The sequence below is a fragment of the Nitrosospira briensis C-128 genome, assembly GCF_000619905.2.
Lineage (GTDB): Bacteria > Pseudomonadota > Gammaproteobacteria > Burkholderiales > Nitrosomonadaceae > Nitrosospira > Nitrosospira briensis.
The window spans coordinates 1,979,771-1,996,880 of record NZ_CP012371.1; the positions used below are offsets into that span (position 1 = coordinate 1,979,771).

General features: G+C 50.8%; 15 protein-coding genes, 3 tRNA genes and 1 other RNA gene. 12 read left to right on the forward strand and 7 right to left on the reverse strand.

Features of this window, described 5'->3' with window-relative positions:
• Positions 1-18: 18 nt before the first annotated feature.
• Complete coding sequence (gene pyrE, locus F822_RS08980) at positions 19-675, forward strand: orotate phosphoribosyltransferase (protein ID WP_025040973.1); 657 nt, start codon at positions 19-21, stop codon at positions 673-675.
• A gap of 85 nt (positions 676-760) precedes the next feature.
• Here pyrE and F822_RS08985 read toward each other — a convergent pair whose 3' ends face one another.
• Positions 761-1,234: an LEA/WHy family protein gene (locus F822_RS08985; RefSeq protein WP_025040972.1), complete on the reverse strand. Its 474-nt coding sequence runs from the start codon at positions 1,232-1,234 to the stop codon at positions 761-763.
• A gap of 124 nt (positions 1,235-1,358) precedes the next feature.
• On the opposite strand from F822_RS08985, the gene rnpB reads away from it, so the two are divergent.
• Together rnpB and F822_RS08995 are read left to right on the forward strand one after the other, a co-directional pair.
• Positions 1,359-1,661, forward strand: an RNA gene (gene rnpB / locus F822_RS14640) — RNase P RNA component class A.
• A gap of 430 nt (positions 1,662-2,091) precedes the next feature.
• A complete protein-coding gene (locus F822_RS08995; RefSeq protein WP_025040971.1) occupies positions 2,092-2,697 on the forward strand; it encodes a hypothetical protein in 606 nt (201 codons plus the stop codon).
• A 406-nt stretch (positions 2,698-3,103) separates the two neighbouring features.
• On the opposite strand, the gene spt is transcribed toward F822_RS08995, so the two are convergent.
• The 6 genes from spt to F822_RS09025 form a co-directional block, all read right to left on the reverse strand.
• On the reverse strand, positions 3,104-4,291 hold the full coding sequence (gene spt, locus F822_RS09000) for a serine palmitoyltransferase (protein ID WP_025040970.1): 1,188 nt from the start codon (positions 4,289-4,291) through the stop codon (positions 3,104-3,106).
• Entirely contained in the window at positions 4,288-4,542 is a 255-nt protein-coding gene (locus F822_RS09005; RefSeq protein WP_025040969.1) for an acyl carrier protein, read from the reverse strand. Before F822_RS09005 ends, spt begins: the two co-directional genes overlap by 4 nt.
• 35 nt (positions 4,543-4,577) lie before the next feature.
• Positions 4,578-5,492: an NAD-dependent epimerase/dehydratase family protein gene (locus F822_RS09010; protein WP_025040968.1), complete on the reverse strand. Its 915-nt coding sequence runs from the start codon at positions 5,490-5,492 to the stop codon at positions 4,578-4,580.
• Between the two features lie 7 nt (positions 5,493-5,499).
• Positions 5,500-7,326: a fatty acyl-AMP ligase gene (locus F822_RS09015; protein WP_025040967.1), complete on the reverse strand. Its 1,827-nt coding sequence runs from the start codon at positions 7,324-7,326 to the stop codon at positions 5,500-5,502.
• Between the two features lie 636 nt (positions 7,327-7,962).
• Positions 7,963-8,307 carry a SpoIIAA family protein gene (locus F822_RS09020; protein ID WP_025040966.1) on the reverse strand — a complete coding sequence of 115 codons (345 nt, stop codon included), beginning with the start codon at positions 8,305-8,307 and terminating at the stop codon, positions 7,963-7,965.
• Between the two features lie 49 nt (positions 8,308-8,356).
• The gene (locus tag F822_RS09025) at positions 8,357-9,457 is read right to left on the reverse strand and encodes an aromatic ring-hydroxylating oxygenase subunit alpha (protein ID WP_025040965.1); all 1,101 of its coding nucleotides are present in this window, start codon (positions 9,455-9,457) and stop codon (positions 8,357-8,359) included.
• A gap of 236 nt (positions 9,458-9,693) precedes the next feature.
• Here F822_RS09025 and F822_RS09030 point away from each other — a divergent pair, with 236 nt between their 5' ends.
• The 9 genes from F822_RS09030 (at position 9,694) to F822_RS09075 (ending at position 17,095) form a co-directional block, all read left to right on the forward strand.
• Entirely contained in the window at positions 9,694-9,948 is a 255-nt protein-coding gene (locus F822_RS09030; protein WP_025040964.1) for an exodeoxyribonuclease VII small subunit, read from the forward strand.
• The gene (locus tag F822_RS09035) at positions 9,938-10,831 is read left to right on the forward strand and encodes a polyprenyl synthetase family protein (protein WP_025040963.1); all 894 of its coding nucleotides are present in this window, start codon (positions 9,938-9,940) and stop codon (positions 10,829-10,831) included. The genes F822_RS09030 and F822_RS09035 overlap by 11 nt, the downstream gene beginning before the upstream one ends.
• 45 nt (positions 10,832-10,876) lie before the next feature.
• Complete coding sequence (gene dxs, locus F822_RS09040) at positions 10,877-12,721, forward strand: 1-deoxy-D-xylulose-5-phosphate synthase (protein WP_025040962.1); 1,845 nt, start codon at positions 10,877-10,879, stop codon at positions 12,719-12,721.
• 63 nt (positions 12,722-12,784) lie between these two features.
• Positions 12,785-13,585: a GTP cyclohydrolase FolE2 gene (gene folE2, locus F822_RS09045; RefSeq protein ID WP_025040961.1), complete on the forward strand. Its 801-nt coding sequence runs from the start codon at positions 12,785-12,787 to the stop codon at positions 13,583-13,585.
• Positions 13,586-13,730: 145 nt separating this feature from the next.
• Positions 13,731-13,807: transfer RNA gene (locus F822_RS09050), tRNA-Pro, on the forward strand.
• Between the two features lie 36 nt (positions 13,808-13,843).
• Positions 13,844-13,920 (forward strand) — tRNA-Arg (locus F822_RS09055).
• A 60-nt stretch (positions 13,921-13,980) separates the two neighbouring features.
• Positions 13,981-14,055 (forward strand) — tRNA-His (locus tag F822_RS09060).
• Between the two features lie 825 nt (positions 14,056-14,880).
• Positions 14,881-15,684 (forward strand): XrtB/PEP-CTERM-associated transcriptional regulator EpsA, encoded by an 804-nt coding sequence (epsA, locus tag F822_RS09070; RefSeq protein WP_025040959.1) that lies wholly within the window; start codon positions 14,881-14,883, stop codon positions 15,682-15,684.
• Positions 15,677-17,095: an undecaprenyl-phosphate glucose phosphotransferase gene (locus tag F822_RS09075; protein WP_025040958.1), complete on the forward strand. Its 1,419-nt coding sequence runs from the start codon at positions 15,677-15,679 to the stop codon at positions 17,093-17,095. Before epsA ends, F822_RS09075 begins: the two co-directional genes overlap by 8 nt.
• Positions 17,096-17,110: the final 15 nt, after the last annotated feature.

Sequence of the window (17,110 nt, forward strand, 5' to 3'; positions counted from 1 at the left end):
TCTCGGTTCATCATTGCAATGTCCAATTTTCGCCAGGAATTTATTGAATTTGCCATCAGCCGCCATGTACTTTGTTTCGGCGAATTTAAAACAAAAGCCGGGCGGATGTCGCCCTATTTTTTCAATGCGGGACTGTTTAATGATGGCGACTCTCTGAGAAAGCTGGGCCAATTTTACGCCAAAGCCATTCTTGCCGCCCAGCTTCCGTTTGACATGCTCTTCGGCTCCGCCTACAAAGGCATTCCGTTGGTTAGTGCCATAGCCATCGAATTGGCGGAGCGCGGGTATAACTACCCTTTCTGTTTTAATCGTAAAGAAGTGAAAGACCACGGCGAAGGCGGAAACCTCGTGGGTGCCCCACTTGGCGGACGGGTACTGATCGTTGACGATGTGATTTCCGCCGGTACGTCAGTACGCGAATCGGTTGGTTATATTCTTGGTGCTGGCGCTGTTCCCGGTGGACTCATCATAGCGCTGGATCGGATGGAGCGCGGCAATGGGACGCTTTCCGCCATGCAGGAGGTGCATCATGAATTTGGTATTACCGGCACAAGCATTGCCAACCTGGACAGTATCATCAGTTATCTGCGGGACAGGAAGGACTTGGTACACAACCTGCGTGCGATGGAAGAATATCGCGCACGGTATGGTGTTAATCAATCGGGCGCTGCATAACTAGGCTTGCAAGGCCGGGTTGATGTGGGGTGATGCCTGCGTTCAGGCAAGTCGGCGCCCGGTTGGGGTAACCGCGCAATCGTATTTACTGCGTTTCCTCTGGCGGCAGGGTTGGCAACTTGATTTCTCCCGTGGAATTGAAGCTTCTTCCAATAGCGAGCCCCGCTCCGCCCAGCCGCCCGTGCAGTTCGTATTCTGTTTTTGTACGATCGCCGGTCGCCAGGTCAAACGCATGACGGATAATTGCAGTCGCGGGCACGGTCACAGGCACCGTAACGACCGTTTCTCCAAAACGGGAGATGGTGCCGCGCTGATCGCTGACGCCGCTCGCGAAGCTCATTCCACGTAAATCGAGATCGAGTGCAATGCCGTCATAATCGATTGGCTTGTCGCCATGATTCTGGATTCTGAGTTGTACCGCGAAGCGGGCTTCCATGCCCTGTCCCTCCAACGGATCAAGTCCCGCTACGGAAATCCGAAGGGGATCCTGAGGATGCAATAAAGCGCATCCCGAAAGGATAAGCACCAACGCAGAAATAAGCAGTTTGCTACGGTTCATCCGTTTCATCCGTTTTTTTTCGAATCCGGATCATAACTCGAATATTTCACAAGCTGTGCATTTCCGTAGACCCTTAATTGAGAAGTTTGCTTCCTCTTCACCGCGTTAGGGTATTATCCCTATCGAAGCTGGCTAGACAGTCGCTGCCTGCTTTTCAGTAATGGAAGGCAGGGGGAGGAAAGTCCGGGCTCCATAGAGCAGGATGCCGGTTAATGGCCGGCCGCCGTGAGGTGCGGAATAGGGCCACAGAGACGAGCGTATTAAGTTACGGTGAAACGCGGTAACCTCCATCCGGAGCAAGACCAAATAGGCAGGCAATGATGCGGCTCGCTGAGCCTGCGGGTAGGTTGCTTGAGCTTGCGGGTAACCGCACGCCTAGAGGAATGACTGTCCACGACAGAACCCGGCTTACCGGCCAGCTTCATTTTCTTTTGTATGAGATCAACGCCGATACAAAACAAAAAATGGTTCTCACACAAAGCTGAGGTCGCGCGGAAGGCGATGCGCGGCTGATATTGACTGATTCGGTTTCGGTGATTGAATTCTCATTCGACTTACTGAATAATTCCACGACATAACCGGCATTTACCTTCGCCACTCCTATATGATGCCGGAGCTCAGCAATATTGCATCAAGCAGCGTATGGTTGAGGTAAGCACGTAACTGGATTGTTTGGATTGTCCCATGCCACAATCGCGGTGGTGCTGGGATAAAACACATTCAAGTCGGGTTAGCTCATCTTTTTGCGAAACGACCGGACGTACTCTATTTCCTATTCCCGGATGGTTTGTTATACAATCTTTTATTATCGTCAGCGCTGTGCGCGATGAATTTGCGAATTCGAAACCGGAGATATTATGAAGAAAATGTTTGAGTGGGCTGCTGGGCTAGCGTGTGCTACGCTCGTAGCACTGGTGGCGCTGCCAGTCCACGCCCAGCTTATGCTTGCTCATGAAGGCCATCATTCGGGAGACTGCGCCATCAAATCAGGTGCTTTTCCCGTTGCCTTCAGTGCCTATGAAAAACCCAAGGGTGCGCTTCCGCCCACTCATGCGTATTGCGACCATGTTCCGGAAGTTGGCGAGTTGTATTTCACGGTGGACTTGACGGACCTCGACTCTCGAGAAATACCCATTGCAGTCCGTATGGTTATGGAAGGGCATGGAGAGGGGGGCGGAGAGCATGAGATTATGTCCATACCAGCCAAAGAGTACGCATCTGGAAGCATCACCTTCTCGCTGAACCTGGAGGAACTTGGCCAGTATGCCTTGCTACTGGAGACAGAGAAGGGCGGGAAGATGACGACAGCCGTGCGCATTCCAGTACATGTCGGAGGCGGTGGAGGTCACGATGGCCATAACTCAGGCTTTGGCGCGACAGAGATCGTACTCTTACTGGGCGCCGCTGGCGCCGCAGCCTTCTTTTTCCTGCGCCGTCGGACAACAAGTCCCAAAACTTCCTGACTTAGAGGCATCGAGTAGGCACAAGCTTTGCGTTTTCCATCTAGCGGTCGCCCATCATGGGTGACCCTAGCAGTCTGTTGGGTTTTAAAGGAAATCGGCTGTAAAAGCGTCTGGGCGGTTCATATTCCGCCGCCTTTTCGGCCAATAGAATAACTATCGACCTTCAAAATTCTCAAAATCTGCCTTCACCCAATCACTTTTTCGCTGCGATTCCTCAACTCCGACAGACTGCCAGGGACATGGAAGTCCCAAGTTTCTGCTTTTTGATTTATCGCTGATAAGCGATATCCGTCACTTTCATTGTTTGTTGGCTAGATTCCGGACCGATGTGGGGCTATCAGACTCTGCCGTAACAGGACGAAGCCTCCTCAGCTGAGAAGCGAAAAGACAAGCAATTGCTCAGAGCCTATTCGAAAATAATCTCGCGCAACTCGGCGAAAGCGCTGCCTACTTGATCCATCTGTTCGCTGGTATGAACTGCGCTAACGCTGCAACGTACCAATGAGCGGCCATCAGGTGTAGCCGGCGGTAATACTAAATTTACATAAATACCATGATCAAGCAGGCCTTTCCATAGCATCAGCGCCTGTCGCGGCGCGTCGAGTATGATTGCGATAACGGGGCTTGGCTCCGGGCCAAGCTGATAACCGAGATCATCGAGCCGAGAATAAAGCTGGTGCACATTCTTCCAAAGCTGTTGGCGTAGCTCGATGCCGTCATGCAGTAATTTGAGCGCTGCCCGGGTTGATGCGATAGTAGCCGGCGTAGGCGATGCGGTGAATATATAAGGACGGCTGACATAGCGTAACTGATCAAGTTGCGCATGATTGCTCACGCAGTAGCCTCCAATGCCGCCGAGGCTTTTACTGAATGTACCTGTGATGAAATCAACTTTGTCGATGAGTCCCGTTTCTTCTACCAGACCCTGGCCTGTCTTGCCGAGGACGCCGAGTGAATGTGCCTCGTCCAGAAGAAGCGTGCTGCCGTAAGCATCCTTTAGCTTGACAATATCCGCAAGTGGCGCTCGATCGCCCAGCATGCTGTAAATACCTTCAACAATGATTAACGTGGAGCGTGAGCGGTCTCCCAGACGTCGGAGACGCTTTTCCAGATCCACCATATCATTGTGCCTGAACCTGATGATTTCAGCGCCGCTTAAACGGCATCCGTCATAGATGCTTGCATGGGAGTCGCCATCGATGAGAACGACATCATCAACGCCAGCCAGGCCGGAAATCGTAGCGAGATTGGCTTGATATCCGGTCGTAAAGACAATACAGGAATGGCAGTGGTAGAAATCGGCAAATTCCCGCTCAAGAGCACGGTGTCCACTGTAGCTACCATTGGCCATGCGGGAACCGGTAGTGCCCGTGCCCTCGTTATCGATTGCTGAGTGCGCTGCCGCCAGACACTCCGGCGCGAAGGTAAGTCCGAGATAGTTATTCGTGCCCAGGAATAGTATGCGGCGATCGCCAATTCTTGCCTCGGTCGAAGAATAAACCTCTTCTATGGGCGTGCCAAAAACGTCAATTCCCTCGGGTAGCAGGGCTTTTCTCGCCGCAGCAACGGCATCAAGCTTATCTAGCAAACTCATTGTTGTGCAGACTTTATCTGATGGATTAAATTTGCAAGTTCGTGAACAGTCTGCACATCCGCAAGCGCATTGAGCGGAACGGAAATATCAAACTCATCTTCAATTTCCATAACCAGATTCAGCAATTTGACAGAGTCGATCGCAAGCTGATGAATGAGATCAGTCTGTGGTGTGATTTGAGCGTCGGGCTCACAAAATTGCTTAAGGTGATGGCAAAGTTTCTGCAGAACATCGGTGTAATCGCTCGCCATGGCTGCTCGGTTTGAATTGATTTGTTTGTTAGAAATTATACCGCTTGAGGCAAGGCATCAAGCAGTTGGACAGAGGGCCGCCAACCGGGAAGCGCGTGAGTTAGAGGCGTTATATCGCAAACCCAGTTGGGATGCTGTAATTCCCTGACTTTCCCCGGAGTCAGCATTGGGGAATACCGCAGCAACCGCGCCGACCATAAATTAATGGTCGCAACCAACCAAACAAGCGATGCCGGAAAGAAGATACAATGTACGGGTCGCTTCCATACTTCCTGCGCAATTACCGCTACGGATTGACTATTGTAGCCCCCGGGCGTCCCATCATCAAGTTCATAGACACCTTGCACGGGATTCTTGGTGGAAAGCCAGCATATAACAGCCGCCACCAAATCATTAACGTGTAGCAAACCAAAACGCATTGCGCTTTGACCCACCATCGGCAACAGGCCACGACGGGTTGCTCTGAAAAGTGGACTCATTTCTTTATCACCCGGACCATAGACGGCGGTCGGACGAAAAACCGCATATGGCATCCTTTGCGAGTGGTCACTAACCAGTTGCTCAGCCATGCGCTTGCTGGCTGCATACCAGGAGAGCTCCGGTTGTCTGGCAGCCAAGGAAGATATAAGGAGGAAACGAGGTGGTGAACTCTGTTCTATTGAAGCACGCACGAGGTTGTCCGTACCATCCACATTAGTATGGACGAAGTCCTTGAGAGAGCTACCGCGAACCTGCCCCGCGCAATGTACAACTGCCGAAACACCTTTGACGAGGCTCTGCAGCGCCTGGTAATTATCTAAATCACCTTCAATCCATTGCGTAAATTCATCGTCAGCCCGCGGACGCCGAGTCAAGGCCTTGACCTTCCACCCTTCCTTGATCAGTGACTGTAGCAGAACACGACCAATAAAGCCGGTGGCACCGGTCACGGCCACCCAGGACCCTGACATATGTTGGTTATTTTTCCCCGGACTCAGCAGATAGCTGGTCAGTCAATTGTGTCCGCTGTATGAAACCCTGACGTGCGGCAAAACGCGATAGCTTACCTGAGGAAGTGCGAGGTAAAGTATGCGGCGAAACCAATTCGACCAAGCAATTAACGCCAAATGCCATATATACAAGACGTTGCAACCGACTGGTGAGAGATTGGCGATCTGCTATCGAGGTTAGACGGCATTCTATGACCAAAACGATCGTTGTAACATCATTAGTATCGGTTATACCAAAGGCAGACGCCTCCCGGGCTCTCACCTCAGGTTGTTGCTCGGCAAGTTCTTCTATGTCCTGCGCGCGGATATTGCGCCCGTTAACGATAATTACATCTGTACGACGGCCAGTGACATAAAGATCGTCATCGAACAGGAAACCAAGATCTCCTGTATCCAGCCAGTTTCCGGGTTGCAGCGTTTTTTGGGTGTCTTCCGGATTATTAAAGTAGCCCGTCATGATACTGCTGCCTTGCACCAGCACGCTGCCCACTTTTAAATCAGACAATTCCTGACCAGCATCATCGACGATCTTGACCGTGTGTCCTGGCAAAGGCCGTCCACAATTTACAAATTCGCTATATTTCCTGCCCTCCACCTGTAACCGAACCGCCATTTTTTTATCAATCAAGGTTCCAGCGTCAACCTGAATGCTCTGAAAACCTTTCCCAATTTGAGAGAAAGTTACGGCAAGCGTTGATTCCGCCAGTCCATAGCAAGGGAGAAAGGCTCGCGCATCAAAGCCCGCAGGTGCAAATTTTTCCGCAAAATACCTTAAAGTATCGGGCCGGATCATCTCTGCACCGACACCCGCCGCTCGCCAACTGCTAAGATCAAGATCTTCCAAATCGGAATCGCGGACTCGCAAGGTGCAAAGTTTGAGTCCGAATGGCTGGCTAAATGCCACGGTAGCACGGTTTCGACTAATCAGCCGCAACCATTGCAGAGGTCGAATGGCAAAATCGCGGGTGGCCAGATAGTCGACGGAAACCTGCGCCACCATTGGTGCCATCACCATGCCCACCAATCCCATGTCGTGATAAAACGGTAGCCATGATGCGCAGCGGTCGCCAGCGCGTATTTCCAGTCCGTGCCGAACAATTCCCTGTAAATTGCTCATCAGTGCACGTTCGGTAATAATTACCCCACGCGGAGTGCGCGTGCTGCCAGAGGTGAATTGAAGATAAGCGATTTCGTCAGGGGTATTTGTCGGTAGTGCTATATCGGGAACTGCAAACTTTCCGAGTTGTTCCGGCGTGCCGACCCAGCGTAATCCCTGGGATCCCTCTGCAGCTTCGCTCAGAAAATTAATATAGTCCACATTGGCTATGGCGGCGCTCGCCTGGCCCGCATCAAGCATCCCCCGCAGCTGCTGAACATATACAGCATGACTGCCAAGATTGACGGGTACCGGCATCGCAAAAGGAACCAATCCGGCATAGCGGCATGCAAAGAACAATTCTACAAATTCTGGGGTGGTATCGGCAATAATGGCCACGCGATTGCCGCTGGTCAGACCCATGCCTATCAAGCGTTGGGCTGATGTCTGGGCATTTTGCTTTAACGCCTGATACGGAAGGATCGAGCGTAGATTGCCTTTGGCGTCATAGAAATTAAATCCCGCGACGCCGGCTGCCGCATATTCCAAGGCAGCAGTCAAGGTTTCAAAATCAGCTAATCGTTGATCTTGAGTGTTGTACGTCGGTGTTGGGGTTATTGCTATCGGCGACTCGTCTAATAACCGAGGATCAAACGCTTGCGTTAGCGGAGCGTTCAACTTCGCTATTGTTGAACTCAAGGTCTTCCCCTCCAAATTAATGGTCTAATCATCTTTTTGTAATGTAAGTAATCCGGTCCGAAATACAGTAGTTCTGATCGCTATCCGTTTACCGCTCGAGCTCGGAATGCTCAGCTTGAATTTGAATCTTTATCAATTAAATACCAGGAGCTCAGGTGCGCTACCAAGATCAGTAACGGACGACATTTCTGTTGACTTCGCTGCCAACACAATACCATCCGTCATATCCATGTAGCTGTGATGCCACCATTTTCAGTCGTGTCAGGTGTCGTTTAAATAAACAGCAAGCCTTCCTTAACACAGCAAGATCGACAGGTTCCATTCTGTACGAGTTGGCGGCCAATATAAAGAGATTTTGGAGAATAGAAGAGAAATGTGTCGTTTTTTTGCAACACTACTTGAACCTGCGTCTTCGGTTGGAACTAGCCACACCTGGCCTCGACCTCTTCAGCAGGCATTCTACATGAATACGACTGCCAAATGAACGAGCGATGGCATGTTCGTCATGTGGGGCTTCAGCCTGTCCGCAGGCATGTTCATTACATGCTTTATGGAAGAGGATAGGTGGGTAGTGGGAGGAATTCAGGTTTTCTGATCTGATAATCGCAGATAAGTCTGCGCCCGCGCCAGGCCGCTTTAAGCTTCTACCCAAGCTTTGGCATCGGTGTAGTGACCGAATACCCTGATGTCGGCATCAACGAATAGATTGGATACCCAAGCACCCCAAGCCTGCCACTGGTTCTCGGTAATTATTGCAACCCGGTTGAATTCACTGCCGTGCGCGCGGATGAATTTGAGGTCCTCCCATGCGACATCGACAGTGTAGCCCAGCATGTCGCGCCAATCGAACAGCACATTCACTTTGCTGTCGCGCCTGGATTTGTAGAGTACCTGCTCTTCGAATTGCTTATAGTCAGCCAAGGTAAACTCACCGAAAACAGCAACGCTGATTAAATTGTCAGCTTCCTGAATGGTAATCATGGGGTAACCTCAAAAAAGCATGCAAAATTAGTCAGTGGCAAATTCGAAATCACTTTATGTGCGGTCCGATTTCCCGTCGCACAAATTCATGGAAATGAACCATGCCATCTTCCATCGGTGACTGATACGGGCCTGTTTCATTGATTCCCTGCTCGTATAGCGCGCGGCGTCCGGCTGTCATCAGCTTGCATATTTCGTCATCTTCAACCGCGGTTTCATGATAGGCGGCCTGTTCCGCTTCAATGAATTCACGTTCGAACAAGACAATGTCTTCCGGATAGTAAAACTCGACGACGTTGGTGCAGCGCTCTGTTCCCGTCGGAATCAGCGTGCTGACAATCAATACATGCGGGTACCATTCTAACATGATGTTTGGATAGTAGAGCATCCAGATCGCACCATACCTCGGCATTTTTCCTGAACTCTGGCGCAATAGTTGCTCATGCCATTTAGCGTAGACCGGCGTGCCGGGACGAGTAAACGCATCATTCACACCCACCGTCTGTACGTTGTACCACTCTGAAAATTCCCACTTAAGTTCAGAGGTATCAACGAAGTTGTTCAAGCCTGGATGATATGATTCGACGTGATAGTCTTCCAGGTAAACTTCGATGAAAGTTTTCCAGTTGCAGGCATATTCTTCTACTTGGACCCGTTCCAGTACATGGCCGGAAAAATCGAAATCCTTGAGAAGGCTCAGGGGTGCCAGGTCGCGCGCAATGTTTCTCTTGCCTTCAAATAGCAACCCGTTCCAATTCTGCAGCGGTGTGCTGCCAAGGTTGAGACAGGGATTTTTCGAAAAATGAGGGGCGCCCAGCAGTGTGCCGCTCATATCGTAAGTCCATCGATGTATGGGGCAGACAATGTTTCTGGCATTGCCGCGACCCTTCAGCAGCAGAGATTGCCGGTGCCGGCAAACGTTGGATAGAAGTTCAATGCCGCCTTTGTTACGTACCAGGAACTTGGCATTACTCATCCATTCCCGCACATAATAGTCGCCCACATTCGGCAGCATGATTTCATGGCCGACATAGCCGGGCCCCTGGTCGAACAAAAAGCGTTTTTCCAGGTCGAGAATGTGGGGGGCAAGGTACCATTCAACCGGTAGTTGAGTCGGTGCCAGTTGGAAAACATCAACGAGATCGGCCATATTTCGTTACTTTTAGATCTTTTGAGGAATAAAAAAGAGAGTTGAAAGATTAAAAATGCTGAATAAACGCACCGGGCAAAGTGGAAAGCGCTTGCTCTCGTTCTGAAACGCTTATAATTGCCACCAAGAGATCGTTTTTGAGGGAAAGTTTCGTGGATTAATTGACCTGACCCTGCTTATTGCGTTATTTTTGTAGCTTGCCCGCAATATACCTAATTTGCGACAATGTGTTTATCATGACAAAGCCCGTTAACTCCGTCAAATTTTCACGGCCCGAAAGTTTCGAAGCCGCTTTGACAGAATTGGAATCTATTGTAATAGAAATGGAAGCAGGACAAATGCCGCTTGAAATATCGCTCGAAGCTCACAAACGTGGTGCGGAGTTGCTACAATACTGCCAATTAAAGCTACAGGATGCGCAACAACAGGTACGTCTTCTTGAGGCCGACACACTGAAAAATTTCTCCCCGTCTGGTATCGATGACCACTGATTTCCAGGATTGGGCGAGGAGCCGCCAGGTACGCATCGAAAATTCCCTGCAGACCTTGCTTCCCGCTGCAAACGTTGCTCCCGAACGTCTGCACGACGCCATGCGCTATACCGTTCTGGGTGGAGGCAAACGCGTGCGGCCGTTGCTTGCCTTTGCGGCGGGAGAGCTGAACGAGGCGGATGAAGAGCGGGTGACGATTGCCGCAGCCGCAGTGGAACTGATACATGCCTATTCGCTGGTGCATGACGATTTGCCCAGCATGGATAACGACGTGTTGCGGCGGGGTAAGCCTACTTGTCATATCGAGTATGGCGAAGCCATTGCATTGCTGGCGGGCGATAGTTTACAAAGCCTCGCTTTTCAATTGCTGGGCGAATATTGCTTGGCTGATACCCCGAAAATGCAATTGGAAATGGTCAAGCATCTGGCGCAAGCGGCGGGTTCTCGCGGTATGGCGGGAGGTCAGGCCGTTGATCTCGCCAGCGTTGGAAAGACATTAAGTCTGCCGGAGCTGGAGTTTATGCATATTCATAAGACTGGAGCGCTTATTCGGGCTGCTGTAATGCTTGGTGCGGGTTGCGGTAGTAGTTTGAACGAGAGCCAACTGATGAGCCTTGATCATTTCGCGAAGTGTATCGGCTTGGCATTCCAGGTAGTGGACGACGTGCTCGATGCAGAAGCGACTACCGCGACGCTGGGTAAAACTGCCGGCAAGGATGCCGAAAATAATAAGCCAACCTACGTGAGTATCCTCGGGAGCGGCCGGGCACGTGAGTTGGCTGAAGAGCTGCGGCGCGATGCATATCAGTCGTTGGATGTTTTTGGCGCAAAGGCGGGACGGTTGCGGCAAGTAACCGACTTCATCATCCAGCGGGAGTTTTGACCCGTATTTTCTTCGGTAAAGAATACTATAATTTTCAAGGTTTAAATGTATCCACTGCTTGATACCATCACTACCCCTTCAAAGTTGCGAAGGCTGGAACGCAAGATGCTGCCGCAACTTGCCGACGAGTTGCGGCAGTTCCTGGTCGAATCCGTTTCTAAAACGGGCGGGCACCTATCTTCCAATCTCGGTACGGTTGAATTGACCATAGCACTGCACTATGTTTTTAACACACCCAATGATCGCCTGGTATGGGATGTGGGTCATCAGACTTATGCCCATAAAATTCTTACCAGTCGTCGTGAGGGCATGAGCAGGCTACGCATGCAGGGCGGTATAGCAGGATTTCCCCGGCGTGACGAAAGCGAGTACGACGCCTTCGGTACGGCTCACTCCAGCACCTCCATCAGTGCTGCTCTAGGTATGGCGGTGGCAGCGCAACGCGAGGGCAAAGGCCGATGCGTGGTCGCGGTGATTGGCGACGGCGCCATGAGTGCAGGTATGGCATTCGAAGCCCTGAACAATGCGGGTGCCATGGACACCAATTTATTGGTGATCCTCAATGACAATGACATGTCGATTTCGCGTCCGGTGGGCGCACTCAACAATTATCTCGCAAGGCTCATGTCAGGTCAGTTTTATGCGACGGCACGCCGTGCCGGCGAAAAAATGCTGGGTGTCGTTCCACCCGTGCTCGAACTCGCCAAGCGTGCCGAAGAGCATGTAAAAGGCATGGTGACGCCCAGTACGCTATTTGAAGAGTTCGGTTTCAACTATATCGGCCCTATCGATGGTCATGATCTCGACGTACTGGTGGGCACGCTCAACAACATCAAGCATCTTGATGGACCCCAGTTTCTGCATATCGTAACGCGCAAAGGCGCGGGCTATAAGGCGGCGGAGGAAGACCCGATTCTCTATCACGGTGTAACCAAGTTTAATCCGGACGCCGGTATCATTCCCAAAGCCGCAGGCAAGCCTTCTTATACGCAGATTTTTGGAGACTGGCTATGCGACATGGCTGCGCTGGACCAGCGCTTGGTCGGGATTACGCCGGCTATGCGCGAGGGTTCCGGCTTGGTGAGATTCTCTCAGGAATATCCTGATCGTTATTATGATGTTGGTATCGCGGAGCAGCACGCAGTCACTTTTGCCGCGGGCTTGGCCTGCGACGGATTGAAGCCGGTTGTCGCTATTTATTCAACCTTTTTGCAGCGTGCTTACGATCAGTTGATTCACGATGTCGCTATTCAGAATCTGCCGGTCGTATTTGCTATCGATCGGGCCGGATTGGTTGGAGCAGATGGCCCTACGCATGCCGGGAGTTTCGATTTAACCTATTTGCGCTGTATCCCGAACATCACCGTAATGACTCCTGCGGATGAGAATGAATGCCGTCAGATGCTCTATACCGCATTTCAGATGGATACGCCCACAGCGGTGCGATATCCCCGAGGTATGGGGACGGGTATAACGCCGCAAGCGCAGATGCAGATGTTACCGATAGGCCGGGGTGAGATTCGCCGGGAAGGCGTAAAAATCGCGCTGCTGGCTTTCGGCAGCATGCTCAAGCCTTGCCTTGAAGCGGCAGAAGAATTAAATGCTACCGTGGCCAATATGCGTTTTGTCAAACCTCTGGACGACGATCTGGTCGCGTCGTTAGCGGCAGACTATGAATTGCTGGTAACGGTTGAAGAAAATACGATCATGGGTGGAGCTGGTAGTGCCGTGATCGAATCTCTGGCAAGCAGGGGTTTCACGGTTCCCGTATTGCAATTGGGTTTGCCCGATGTTTTCATAGATCAGGGTGAGTGCTCTCAAATGCTGGCTGATTGCGGATTGGATAAGGCGACCATCGTCGAGTCCGTCAGAGTAAGATTTTTTGAGTAGTCAACGCAACCGGATGCATATATCTATGCATCCGTGTTCGCTTCCAGGAAAAAATATCCCCTCATGAACGATGCGAATTTTCCTATTGCAGACGTGCAGAATGCATTCGATGCCCGGCATATTGCAATCAACAGGGCGGGTATCAGGGCCATCCGTCATCCGATCTCGATAAGAGACAAGGATGGGTCTATCCAGCACACTGTCGCCGTATTCAATATGTATGTGGATCTACCGCATCAATTCAAAGGCGTACATATGTCGCGCTTTGTGGAAATACTTAACAGCCACGACCAGGCGATTTCCGTGGAATCGTTTGAAAGCCTGCTACAGGCCATGGTGGAGAAGCTGGAAACGGAATCTGGCGATATCGAAATGACGTTTCCTTATTTCATCAGCAAAATGGCTCCCGTTTCACGCATAAAAAGCCTGCTGGATTATGAAGTGACTTTTACCGGCGAACTAAAAAAAGGAAGCTACCAATTCACCCTGAAAGTCGTTGTACCCGTGACCAGCCTGTGCCCGTGCTCGAAGCAAGTTTCCGATTATGGCGCACATAACCAGCGGTCCCATGTGTCAATATCAGTTAGAACCAGGAGCTTCGTATGGATAGAAGATCTGGTACGTATGGCAGAAGACCAGGCATCGTGTGAACTCTACGGATTATTGAAACGTTCGGATGAGAAGTATGTAACCGAAAAGGCTTATGATAATCCGAAATTCGTCGAGGACGTGGTGCGTGACATAGCGGCGATACTGAATCGGGACGAACGTATAGACGCCTATGTGGTGGAATCTGAAAATTTCGAATCCATCCATAATCACTCTGCATATGCGTTGATCGAGCGGAATAAATGCGAGAGCTGAGGCTTAGTTCAAATCAAGAAGTCGGCAAATTAACCTGTGTGCTGGAGTGCAGAAGAAATTCCTGTCAATGCGTGAGATTCGATATACCATTCCCCATCAGTATAAATTGACCTTTTGTAGCCGGAAAGGTATATTATCGCCCTTCCGGGGTGTAGCGTAGCCTGGTAGCGCGCCTGGTTTGGGACCAGGATGTCGGGAGTTCAAATCTCTCCACCCCGACCAATTCATGCTAATCTGAGGCGAAATCCGATTTGAGTGGTGCCCGTAGCTCAACCGGATAGAGCACCAGCCTTCTAAGCTGGGGGTTACAGGTTCGATTCCTGTCGGGCACGCCATAAGCTATTTCTTTAGCCATTGGTGCCTGAGCATCAACAATGCGTTATTTTTCTCGGATGGTGGCTGTAGCTCAGTGGTAGAGTCCCGGATTGTGATTCCGGTTGTCGTGGGTTCGATCCCCATCAGCCACCCCAAAAATAATCAGCAAAAAACAGCTATTTTCCTTCGGAACAAGCTCCCCCTTAGCTTGGGAGCCGCGTTCGAAGCACGATGAAAAACGTGCTCTTCTTCGTCGGCATCTACTGCCACTCTTCCAGTCCTGTCATCTATTTCGCTGCTGGATATTGATGCGTCCATCACATTCAATAGACGCGCATAAGCTTCTACCGGGGTCCTTGCGCTGGTTTCGGCGATGCGTATTTATCTATCCTCTCGGCACATGCTTGTATTGCATCCACCCCGCGCGTTCACCCTTGGATTGAGATAGGGTTTCACATTCCTGCTTCACATGACTAAATCCAAATGGTTGGCGAAGCGAAAGAACATCATTTGCGGACCCAGTCAATAGTTGAGCCAGCCTGTCCCTAGGTTTGACCAGCCAGCATCAACTGCAACCGGGGTACATCAAGGTGTCTCATTCCAGCGACATCCAAATATTGCAATAAACATAGGGTTATATACGAATCATAAGCAATTGATGTGCTTTGGCGACATTTAACACCAAATCAGTGCGCTAATTGCTTTATTTAAAGAGGAAATTATCTGGCATGAATTGTGCTTGATATTACGCCAAGTGCCCCTTAAACATGTGTTGACCAGAAGCGCGAGCTCCAGATCGAATGATTAAAGCTTTTGATGAGAAGCAGGTGGCGCGAAAGTATAGAAATATGCTGCGCAATGCTATGTGTGCTGCCGAACAGACTGCGCTCAGCAGAAAAGGACAATAAAAACTTTTGCTTCAATGTTTTTATCGCAGTTCCAACAGTCCAACCCATCCAAATATTTTACTCATTCACGACATGGGTTTTTTCCCCTCACTCTCTGCTGATCATCTCCAACGCTACTTCCGCATCATTCAGGAAGGGATAGCGGTGCGCCGGCATGTAGACCTGCTCAGATGGTTGCAGGGAGAGGTGCAGCATTATCTTCCCCACGAAATCATGCTTGTCGCGTGGGGCGATTTTAGTTCGAACTCCATACGGCATGACATTATATCCTCACTGCCTGGAGTCAGAACCGCGCGATCGGAACCGGCAAGTCTTTCACCATTATTGCAGGCGTTTCATAATCGCTGGGTCGAACTGGGCAGAATGCCGTGCACATCAAGCATTTGCAAACCCGGTATTGGTGAATTCGATATTTTTAGTGCAGACCGCGCTCCTCCATGTTCTTTTGGGAGAGCTCTGCACGGCATGCGCTCATCGCTTTTGCATGGCATCAGCGACAAGCGTGGACACCATGATTGCCTTTACGTTATTTTTAGCTCCGAAGACAAACTCGATGATTCCACGCTCAGCGCGATGGAGATACTATTACCATATCTTGACACTGCCTTGCGCCGGATAGTGCCCCTGGCGCAGCGCTCATATATGCCGTCGCTCTTGGCGGATCAACCACGAAGCGAAGGCCGTGGATTGAGCGAGCGTGAAATCGAAATAATGGATTGGGTAAAGAAGGGCAAAACCAATGCCGAAATAGGCAGTATTCTGTGCATCAGTTCTTACACCGTAAAGAACCACTTGCACCAGATTTTCCGAAAACTTGACGTCTACAATCGCATGCAAGCGGTTTCCAAAGTTGAGCGCAGCCCAAGCCATGGCTGAAGTCCATCCCATATTTTCAGCATCAACAGTTTCTGCGCGTCATGCGCAGGTACCGCTCGGCAATAATATGCTGAGCGCAGTCGAGGCCATCCTGGACCCGGCGGTACTTGCACTTTCGCTTTGGCTTGTGAGCGCCAGCGTCTACGGAGAATTGCGTCCACCCTACCTGATTCTTGCGGTCATTGTATTTTCGATCACCTTCCCGGGCACATCGCGTCTGCAATCTTCAGTCAAATTGCTTATCTTCAATATCCTCTACAGTTGGTTTTGGGTGGCTTTGCTGCTACTCTTTCTCGGCGTTGCCACTGGCTACATTGCCGAATTCTCCAGCCACGCGTTGATCACCTGGTTATGGGCGGCTCCCCTGAGCCAGATCGGCGCTCAACTGGCGTTGCGCTCCGCCGCTCCCTATCTGCTCTTGCTTCAGGGACCCCCGCAGCGCGCAATCATTGTCGGCATGAACGAACAGGGGCTTGCGCTTGCCAATCGAATTCATGAAACACGCTACTCAAAAATAGCATTGTCCGGATTTTTCGATGACCGGAACCCAAGCAGGCTTCATCAAGCGGAACACAGTTCGCTGCTCGGCAGGCTTCGTGAACTCCCCGAATTTGTCAAGGAAAACCGCATCCAGTTCATCTATCTTTCGCTGCCTATGGCCTCGCAGCCGCGCATTCTACATATTCTCGATGAGCTGAAAGACACCACGGCCTCGATCTACTTCGTACCGGACATGTTTATTACCGATCTTATCCAAGGTCGAAGCGGCGCAGTTTGCGGTACCCCGGTAATCTCGGTGTGCGAATCGCCCTTCACGGGCTCCAACGGGATCGTGAAGCGGGCAAGCGACATTATTTTATCCCTGATTATCCTGACGTTGATTGCGCCGCTCCTTCTGCTTATCGCAATCGCAATAAGGCTGGATTCACCCGGCCCCATCATTTTCAAACAGCGACGTTATGGTCTGGATGGGGAAGAAATCCTTGTTTATAAATTCCGGTCAATGCGCGTGTGCGAGGATGGCGATAACATCCGGCAGGCGGAGAAGGGAGACAGTCGCATCACACGCATCGGCGCTTTCTTGCGCAAGAATTCGTTGGACGAGTTGCCGCAGTTCGTCAACGTCCTGCAGGGTCGAATGAGCATCGTCGGCCCCAGGCCTCATGCAGTAGCTCACAACGAGATATACCGCAATTTGATAAAAGGTTATATGATTCGCCACAAGGTCAAGCCCGGGATTACCGGTTGGGCACAAGTCAATGGTTACCGCGGCGAAACTCGAACCCTCGATAAAATGCAGGCGCGTATTGATCACGATCTCGATTATTTGCGCAACTGGTCATTGCGGCTTGATCTTCATATCATCCTGAAGACTGTCCTGATAGTTCTTAAGGATCGGGCAGCTTATTGAACGAGCTCTGACGCT

What these genes read in the sequence shown, in the direction of transcription:
- F822_RS09030 (WP_025040964.1), top strand. Translation starts at nt 9,694, where the DNA reads ATGACAAAGCCCGTTAACTCCGTCAAATTTTCACGGCCCGAAAGTTTC.
- F822_RS09005 (WP_025040969.1), bottom strand. Translation starts at nt 4,542, where the DNA reads ATGGCGAGCGATTACACCGATGTTCTGCAGAAACTTTGCCATCACCTT.
- F822_RS09020 (WP_025040966.1), bottom strand. Translation starts at nt 8,307, where the DNA reads ATGATTACCATTCAGGAAGCTGACAATTTAATCAGCGTTGCTGTTTTC.
- F822_RS09075 (WP_025040958.1), top strand. Translation starts at nt 15,677, where the DNA reads ATGGCTGAAGTCCATCCCATATTTTCAGCATCAACAGTTTCTGCGCGT.
- folE2 (WP_025040961.1), top strand. Translation starts at nt 12,785, where the DNA reads ATGAACGATGCGAATTTTCCTATTGCAGACGTGCAGAATGCATTCGAT.
- pyrE (WP_025040973.1), top strand. Translation starts at nt 19, where the DNA reads ATGTCCAATTTTCGCCAGGAATTTATTGAATTTGCCATCAGCCGCCAT.
- F822_RS08995 (WP_025040971.1), top strand. Translation starts at nt 2,092, where the DNA reads ATGAAGAAAATGTTTGAGTGGGCTGCTGGGCTAGCGTGTGCTACGCTC.
- F822_RS08985 (WP_025040972.1), bottom strand. Translation starts at nt 1,234, where the DNA reads ATGAACCGTAGCAAACTGCTTATTTCTGCGTTGGTGCTTATCCTTTCG.
- epsA (WP_025040959.1), top strand. Translation starts at nt 14,881, where the DNA reads ATGGGTTTTTTCCCCTCACTCTCTGCTGATCATCTCCAACGCTACTTC.
- F822_RS09010 (WP_025040968.1), bottom strand. Translation starts at nt 5,492, where the DNA reads ATGTCAGGGTCCTGGGTGGCCGTGACCGGTGCCACCGGCTTTATTGGT.
- F822_RS09035 (WP_025040963.1), top strand. Translation starts at nt 9,938, where the DNA reads ATGACCACTGATTTCCAGGATTGGGCGAGGAGCCGCCAGGTACGCATC.
- dxs (WP_025040962.1), top strand. Translation starts at nt 10,877, where the DNA reads ATGTATCCACTGCTTGATACCATCACTACCCCTTCAAAGTTGCGAAGG.
- F822_RS09025 (WP_025040965.1), bottom strand. Translation starts at nt 9,457, where the DNA reads ATGGCCGATCTCGTTGATGTTTTCCAACTGGCACCGACTCAACTACCG.
- spt (WP_025040970.1), bottom strand. Translation starts at nt 4,291, where the DNA reads ATGAGTTTGCTAGATAAGCTTGATGCCGTTGCTGCGGCGAGAAAAGCC.